This window comes from Pseudomonas edaphica (genome assembly GCF_005863185.1).
Lineage (GTDB): Bacteria > Pseudomonadota > Gammaproteobacteria > Pseudomonadales > Pseudomonadaceae > Aquipseudomonas > Aquipseudomonas edaphica.
Window position 1 is genome coordinate 1 of sequence record NZ_VBVZ01000453.1, and the last position, 5103, is coordinate 5103.

Annotated in this window: 4 protein-coding genes; 2 read left to right on the forward strand and 2 right to left on the reverse strand. The window is 62.1% G+C overall.

Annotated elements, in window-relative coordinates:
• Positions 1-335: LysR family transcriptional regulator (locus FEM54_RS23955; RefSeq protein WP_138453381.1), on the reverse strand; the 335-nt coding region annotated here is incomplete at its 3' end.
• A gap of 109 nt (positions 336-444) precedes the next feature.
• Between FEM54_RS23955 and FEM54_RS23960 the strand changes: the two genes are divergently transcribed.
• The gene (locus FEM54_RS23960) at positions 445-1644 is read left to right on the forward strand and encodes a CynX/NimT family MFS transporter (protein WP_017136710.1); all 1200 of its coding nucleotides are present in this window, start codon (positions 445-447) and stop codon (positions 1642-1644) included.
• On the opposite strand, the gene FEM54_RS23965 is transcribed toward FEM54_RS23960, so the two are convergent.
• Complete coding sequence (locus FEM54_RS23965) at positions 1615-3930, reverse strand: TonB-dependent receptor (RefSeq protein ID WP_138453382.1); 2316 nt, start codon at positions 3928-3930, stop codon at positions 1615-1617. The genes FEM54_RS23960 and FEM54_RS23965 overlap by 30 nt on opposite strands.
• A gap of 155 nt (positions 3931-4085) precedes the next feature.
• Here FEM54_RS23965 and FEM54_RS23970 point away from each other — a divergent pair, with 155 nt between their 5' ends.
• Positions 4086-5030 carry a LysR family transcriptional regulator gene (locus tag FEM54_RS23970; RefSeq protein ID WP_138453383.1) on the forward strand — a complete coding sequence of 315 codons (945 nt, stop codon included), beginning with the start codon at positions 4086-4088 and terminating at the stop codon, positions 5028-5030.
• Positions 5031-5103: the final 73 nt, after the last annotated feature.

The window sequence follows — 5103 nt, forward strand, 5'->3', positions numbered from 1 at the left end:
AAGGCCGACAGCAACGGCATCAGGCGCTCGGCGGCAAAGTCCTCCGGCACGCCGAGGCGCAACACGCCGTCGCTTTGCTGGTTGATCAACACATCGGCGGCCTCCTCATGCAACGCGAGGATGCGCCGCGCGTAGGCCAGCAAACGCTCGCCCTCGGCGGTGGCCACCACGTGGCGTTGATCGCGGTCGAGCAACTGGCATGCCACGGCGTCTTCCAGGCGACGAATCTGCTGGCTCACGGTGGATTGGGTCAGGTGCAAGCGCTCGGCAGCGCGAGTGAAATTGCCGCAATCCACCACGGCGATAAAACTGCGCAGCAACACGGGATCGAACATGTTTTTCACCATTGCGTTTGCCACTGGTTGGCATGGTTATATTTAATTTCAGAATACTCTGGCGGCTCGCCATACTTCACGCCTCTTTTGCGCAGACGATAGGCCGTGCATGACGCTCAACCATTCATTCGCAGGAAAATTGGCCGGCTGGGGCCTTTTGGTCGTACTGGGCCTGAACCTGCGCCCCATCCTCAGCTCCATCAGCCCCTTGCTCGGCGAGATCCGCCAGGCCACCGGCCTGAGCTTCCAAAGCAGCGCCCTGCTCACCAGCCTGCCGGTGGTGTGCATGGGCCTGGTGGCGCTGGTCGGCGTGCGCGTGGAAGCGCGTCTGGGCGAGCGGCGCGGCATTGCCCTTGGCTTGATGATGATTCTGCTGGCGTGCCTGGCGCGCTGGTTGATGGGCCAGGCGTCGGCGCTGCTGGTTACCGCGTTGCTGGGCGGTGCCGGTGTGGCGCTGATCCAGGCGTTGGTGCCGGCGATGATCAAGCGCGAATTTCATCACCGCGTGCCGGTGGCGATGGGTGTGTATTCAGCCTCGTTGATGGCGGGCGGTGGCCTGGCGGCGTTGCTCAGCCCCGTGGTGGCTACGCATTTTCAGCAATGGCAGGCGGGGCTTGGCGTTTGGCTGTTACCTGCGTTGGGGGCGTTGCTGCTGTGGGCCTGGCTGCCGTTGGGCGCGGCGAGAAACCTGCAAATCGCGCCGGCATTCAAGGGGCTGCGCAATCGTCGGGCCTGGCTGCTGGCGCTGTATTTCGGGCTGGTGAATTGCGGCTACATGAGCATGGTGGCGTGGCTGCCGGCCTACTATCAGCAACTGGGCTGGGGCGTGTTGCCGAGCGGTTCGTTGCTGGCGTTCATGACCATCTTCCAGGTGATCGCTGCACTGTTGATGCCGGTGCTGGCTCAGCGCGGTATCGACCGTCGCCCGCTGCTCGGCATCAGCCTGCTGGCACAGACTGTCGGCTACCTCGGCCTGATCCTCGCACCGCTGGAGTACCCGCACCTTTGGGTAGCCTTGTGCGGTTTTGGCCTGGGCGCGTGTTTCGCCCTGAGCCTGCTGCTGACCCTCGACCACCACCGCGATCCACGTCAGGCCGGGCAACTGGCGGCCTTCGTGCAGGGCGTGGGCTTTTTGATCAACGCGGTTTCGCCCTGGCTGACCGGCTGGCTGCGTGAACTCACCGGCAACTTCGTCAGCGCCTGGGTGGTGCTGACGGTCACGGTGCTGGCGATGCTGGTGGTGACGCGGGTGTTCAGCCCGGCCACCTACCGCACCGACTCAGAAGTCGTAGCGGCCCGTCACGCCTAGGGTGCGCGGCGTGCCCAGCAAGCCTTCGTAGCCGCCATTGCCGCCCGTCCACAGGGTGGTGTAGTAGGTTTTGTCGAAGGCGTTTTTCAGCCACAACGACACATCCCACTGCCCTTGCTGGTAGTTGCCGCGCAGGCCGGTAGAGAGGTTGACCACCGCGTAGGCCGGAATCTGCCCATAGTCGGAATCCTCCACCGTGCCCACCGCTTTGGAGCGGAATGCATAGCTGGCGGTCACGTAAGGTTCGAAGCCGTTATCCAGGTTCCACTTGTATTCGCCGTTGGCGTTGGCGATCCACTTGGACGCGCCCACCACTTGGTGGCCGCTCAAGTCGCAGGAGGCCGGTGCACCCGGACGCAAGCTGACTTCCGGTGGGCACGGCGCATCTTTGTAAGACAGGTAACTCACATCGTTGAACGAGCCATTGATATTCAACGTCAGGCCCCGGATCGGCACCAGCGTGCTTTCCACTTCCACGCCGCGTGAGCGCACCGAACCTGCGTTGGTCAGGTATTGCACGCGGTTTTCCTGGTCGTAGGCGTTGGTCTGGTAGCCGTTGACCTGGGTCCAGAACAGGTTGGCATTAAGTTGCAGGCGGCGGTCCCACAGCGTGCTTTTAAACCCCAACTCGGCGTTATTGGCGCGCTCGGTGCCCACCAGCAGTGAATCGGCCCCGGCCGTCGGCGCAGAACCCACCACCAAATTCACCCCGCCGGACTTCTCGCCATGGGACAACGTCGCATAGCCCAACAAATTATCGTTGAAGTGATAACTCAGGTTGAGCAGCCCCGACGGCGTAGCGCTGTACTGGTTGAGATCGCCGGAGTCATACGCGCCGGTGCGCCCGCGCCGCGCCGTGGCAGCGGCGCCGGTGACCGCAGCGCCACCCACGGGTGCATTGCGGCTGACCCAGGCGCTTTTTTCTTCGTAGGTGCCGCGCACACCGGCGGTGAAATCCAGGCGTTCCGTGAGGTGCCAGGTGCCTTGGGCGAACAGGGCAAAGCTGTCGGTGCGAATATGCCCGTTGCCGACGCTGCTCACATCATTCAAGGCGCCGGTCGGCGTGCCATTCCAGATATCCGCCTTGGGCCCGTAATAGGCGAAGGATTTGTTATCCAGCGAGTTGCCGAAGTAATAGGCGCCCAGCACATAGTCGAAGAAACCGCCGGTGGGCGAGGCCAGGCGGAATTCCTGGGACCACTGCTTATCCTCTACCGACACGCCAGCGTTATACGACGCCGGCACGTTGAGGCCGTCGTCATTGCGCGGGGTGAAATTCCACCAGCGATAGGAGCTGACCGAGGTCAGGGTGAAGTCACTCGGCAACGTCCAGTTGGCTTCCAATGAAGTGCCGCCCTGGAACACGGTGACATGCTGGTCGTTGTCCAGGTTGACCTTGCGATGGGTGCCATCCACCAGGGTCGCGCCCGCCGCTGCGGCCCGGGATTGATAGAGGTTGGTGCCATTGATGGTCGGCCCCGTGCTGTACAGCACGCGGGTGCCGGCGCTGGAATCTTCTTCGTTGTAGTCGCCGATCCAGCGCAGGTTGAAGGTGTCGCTGGGCTTGTACAGCAACTGCCCGCGAAAGCCCTGGCGTGAGCCGCCGTTAAGATCATGGCCGTCGTATTCGTTCTTGATGTCGCCATCGCTGCGTGTGCGATAGGCCGAAAAACGCCCCGCCAACTCGTCGGTGAGCGGGCCGGAAATCGTGCCCTTGGTCTGGAAATAACCGTCCTCGCCCAACGAGGTTTCGATGCTGCGCTCCGGGGTAAAACTCGGCGCGCGCGTGCTGATATTGATCACGCCCGCCGTGGTGTTCTTGCCGAACAAGGTGCCTTGCGGGCCGCGCAAGACTTCGAGCTGCTCGATGTCCATCAAGTCGAACACCGCCATGCCCGGCCGCCCAAGATAAACGTTGTCGATATACAGCCCCACGCTGCCTTCCAGACCGTCGCTGGCCGGGTTGTTGCCCAACCCGCGAATCGACACGCTGGACTGACGCGCATGCATATAAGCGACGTTGACGCTGGGCACCAGTTGCTGCAAATCCTGAATGCGGTAGACCCGCTGGCTCTCCAGCGCCTGGCCGCCGATGACGCTCATGGGCGTCGGCACTTCCTGCGCGCTTTCGGTACGCCGCCGTGCGGTCACAGTGACGGTCTCAAGCTGGCCGCTGGCGTTTTCGCCCTTGCCGGCAGGCGCAGGTGTTTCGGCGGCCTGGGTCGGCGACCAACTGGTGCTGCCGGCCACCAACATGGCCAGGGGCAAGGACTTCAACAGACTCATAAGCGGCTCCGAAACCTGGAAATATTGTTCATCCAATATTCCAATAGGTTATTTATTTATGTTTTTACGAACATTTACTGCATAAGAGATAGCCTTTATAAGGAGTCGACCTAATGCATAGCCAATGCATTTCCCGGATATTTTTGATGTGAAAAATGCATATCGACTTGCGCCAACTTCGCCACTTCATTGCCCTTGCCGAACAACGCAGTTTTGTCGCGGCGGCGTTGGCCGTGAACCTGTCGCAGTCGGCGTTCAGTCGCAGCATCCAGGCGCTGGAACACAGTGCCGGTTGCCAGTTGGTGGACCGTGGCCGCAAGGACCTGGCGCCGACCAAACAAGGCCAGGTGCTGCTCGAACATGCACGGCGCCTGGTCAGCGGCGCGCAACAACTGGCCAACGAGATCAGCCAGTTCAATGGCCTGGAAGCCGGTGAACTGCGCTTCGGCTGCGGCCCGGCACCCGCTGCCGGGTTGATCCCGCGTGCCATCGGCAGTTTTATCGGGCGCTACCCCAAGGCCCGCGTGCAGTTCCAGGTGGATGACTGGCAAAGTTTGAGCAAGCGCCTGCTCAGCGAAGATTTCGAATTTTTCGTCGCCGACACCCGCCACTTCGAAGCCAACCCGGACTACCACACCCACCGCCTGCGTGCGCGGCGCTGGTACTTCTGCTGTCGCGCCGGGCACCCGCTGGCCAAGCGCGAAAGCGTCAGCGCCGGCGAGCTGATGAGCTACCCGCTGGCGGTGACGATTCGCCCGCCGAACCTGCGCAAGGTCATCGTCGACCTCAGCGGCCGGCCGGATTACCTGCCCAATGTGGAATGCGAAAACGGCTACAGCCTGATGGGCGTGGTGCTGCGCTCGGATGCGATCGGCATCGTCAGCGCCAACAGCGATGTGCTGCACATGGCGCGGGGTGAGTTGGTGTGTTTGAAGATTGATGGGCTGGCGGAGGACTTGGAGGAGCGCTATACGCGCTACGGGATTGTCAGTCGGGCGGGGTATCGGTTGTCGCCGTTGGCAGAGGCGATGATTGAGCAGATCAAGCAAATCGATGAGTTGGATGAGGATGTGTGCGCCTTGGAAAATCTCGCTGTTTGAGCGGGCGCTATCGCAGTCAAGCCAGCTCCCACAGGGGTACGCATTTCAAGTGTGGGAGCTGGCTTGCCTGCGA